Origin of the sequence: Lichenibacterium minor (assembly GCF_004137685.1) — a bacterium.
Taxonomy (GTDB): domain Bacteria; phylum Pseudomonadota; class Alphaproteobacteria; order Rhizobiales; family Beijerinckiaceae; genus Lichenihabitans; species Lichenihabitans minor.
Genome location: NZ_QYBB01000131.1, coordinates 1 through 1884, shown reverse-complemented (window position 1 = coordinate 1884; position 1884 = coordinate 1). Strand labels below are relative to the sequence as shown.

The 1884-nt window shown below is 63.4% G+C and carries 1 protein-coding gene and 2 pseudogenes; 1 reads left to right on the top strand and 2 read right to left on the bottom strand.

Annotated elements, in window-relative coordinates; genetic code table 11:
* Window positions 1-119 precede the first annotated feature (119 nt).
* Window positions 120-500: pseudogene (locus tag D3273_RS29510) on the bottom strand (ArdC-like ssDNA-binding domain-containing protein); the annotation flags it as partial.
* A 258-nt stretch (window positions 501-758) separates the two neighbouring features.
* Window positions 759-1361 (bottom strand): hypothetical protein, encoded by a 603-nt coding sequence (locus D3273_RS27615; protein WP_129230235.1) that lies wholly within the window; start codon window positions 1359-1361, stop codon window positions 759-761.
* 125 nt (window positions 1362-1486) lie between these two features.
* Between D3273_RS27615 and D3273_RS27610 the strand changes: the two are divergent.
* A pseudogene (locus D3273_RS27610) lies at window positions 1487-1884 on the top strand (hypothetical protein); the annotation flags it as partial.

The window sequence follows — 1884 nt, the reverse complement described above, 5'->3', positions numbered from 1 at the left end:
CCCACATCGCAGCCTGAGACCCGTCAGGAGCCGCGGTGAGCACCAGACCAAACTCCACCACCTTGACGGACGTGATCCTCCATGGGCGCCGGCGTGGCCTCGCGGGTTCTCCCTCGGTGCTCCTCGGCCAAACCCTCGCACTGGTCCACGTTGAACACCTGAAAGGTCTTCAGAAAAGCGGTCGCTCGGGCTTCCTCACCCGCCTCGCTGGCGCGACGGCGCTCGTCATCGGGAACGAAGCGGTCGACGTAGACCACCGTGGTCGCCCGCTCGCCTCGCCGAACACTCCCGCCCAACGCGAGGGCCTGGCGGTAGGTCAACCAACGCTGGCGGGCATAGCCCCGCTCGATCGCCGCAGCCCAAAGCGTCAGGACGTTGATGCCGCTATAGCGTCGATCCGTTCCAGCGTTGACCGGCATGCCAGGCATCCCAGCCGAGTGCCAAGGCTGGACCCAGGGCACTCGTCCGGCCTCGAGTTCGGCGATGATCTTGGCGGTGATCTCTCGATAGAGCGTGCCGCGGCCTTCCTGACCCTCTTGCGGCTGGACGCCGTCCCGAGCCGGCCTGGCTCGTTGGGCGTCGACATTTGCGAGGCGGGATGGCTCTGAACCCGGGGTCGGTGCCGTCACGGTCCGCTCGATGTTCCTGTTTTGTTCCATTTCGAAATGTTCCTGTGCTGCGGGACAGTCGCTCGCTGCCGATTGGTCAGACGCTGAGGCAGCGAGCGGCCCTGAGAGCGGTTCTCGAAGCGGGTGGGGTCAGAGCATCTTGGGATGCACAAGGGCCAGCTGGGCCCGCGGCCGGCGCGCCAGGGCTTCGGTCTCGTCGACCCATGCCAGCGTGAAGGCGTCACCCTCGATCTTCAAGATGCGAGCACCCCACCAACCATCAGCAGGCCCGCCGTAGCAGGCCAGCACAAGGTCGCCGACCTTAAGATGGCTCCAGCTATCGCCGACCGCCGTGACGGACGAGACGTTGGGTCCCGAGGCGGCCGTGACCTGCCCCTCCGTCGACAGGGCCGCTGCCTGCGTTTCCTTGGAGGAAGTCTCCGCCGCCGCTGCCTGCGCACCCTCGTTCTTCTTCTGCGCCGCTGCAGCCGCCAGTAGCTTGGCATAGACGTCCGGTGCCGCCTTCGCGAGAGTCACCTGCGTGCCCTCGACCCGGCCTCGAGCCAGTCCCTTGATCGCCTCCTCAAGTTCGAGCGGAACAGGACTGATGCAGGCCAGCGTCTTGGCATTTTTGGCTTTGCGTGCAGCTTCGACCTCGACATCGGTGAACCAGGCTGCCTGCAGGCTCCCCCGCACGGGCTGACCGAATAGGATGCACGCGGGCTTACCCTCAGTCGTTTCAACAGTAATCATCTTACAACTCCAATGTGCAGAAGCGATTTATCGCTTGCAATCTCGTCTGATTGCACTTCTATTGTATTTTATTCGCTTCAACGGCCAATAGACAAAACGTCGCAACCCGCTAAAGGAGTAATTATATGATTATAGGAGAGCTTATACAGGAGACATGTCGACGAACGATCCGCTCGGACTATTTGCGTCAGCGCCGCGAGCGCGCGCGCTGGAACGGCATCGCCCATGCCGTCTGCGAACACGACACTCCATTTTTATTCGGGTGGCTGGTCGAGGTGTTCAGCTATCAGGGGATCGCCGATGCCCGCGCGTCAGCCTACATGGACGCGCACGGACGCTTGCGCTTTGCCGACGTCGCGGGAGGTTTGAGCATGGGCCCTGCCTGCCCGAAGCTCACCACCTACTGGCATTTCCAAGGGTGCAGCTATGGCAAGCTCGCCAACAGCGTAAGCGGTGCGCCGGGCCCACGTTGCGGATGGCTGGCTTTTAGAGCAGGGCTCGGCGGAGGCGGTTCGGCACGGCG